Here is a 506-nt window from a genome sequence, read left to right on the forward strand (position 1 = left end):
GAGCGATCTGTTCCGTCGCGTGTTCGAAAGCGTTTTGCGCCGCTGCATCGAGGAGCGACTGGTCGGCGGTGAGGGATTTGCCGTTGATGCAAGCCTGATCAAAGCCGATGCCAACCGGCAGAATGGGATCGAAGGCGACAAGGGGCTTCCCCCGGAGGCCGCCGGTCGGGCGATCGACGAGTATCTGGCCGTCCTCGATGATGCCGCGTTTGGAGCTGCGACCGAGGTCACGCCGAAGTTCGTGTCACCCTCAGATCCAGCGGCGCGATGGACCGGAGCCCATGGCGGTCAGGCCTTCTTCGCCTATTCAACCAACTATCTGATCGACGTTGAGAATGCGATCATCGTCGATGTCGAGGCAACCACGGCCATCCGGCAGGCAGAGGTATTGGCCGCCAAGCGCATGATTGAGCGCTCGCTGGAACGGTTCGATCTCTATCCGAGCCAGCTCCTCGGCGACAGCGGCTATGGCTCGGCCGAGATGCTGGCCTGGCTGGTCTATGAGC

The 506-nt window shown here is 62.1% G+C and carries 1 protein-coding gene; it reads left to right on the forward strand.

What is annotated here, in order from left to right; translation table 11 throughout:
- A partial coding sequence (locus SO139_RS46425) for a transposase (RefSeq protein ID WP_498542183.1) occupies positions 1-506 on the forward strand: 506 nt, incomplete at both ends.

This window comes from Bradyrhizobium sp. UFLA05-89 (genome assembly GCF_059803475.1).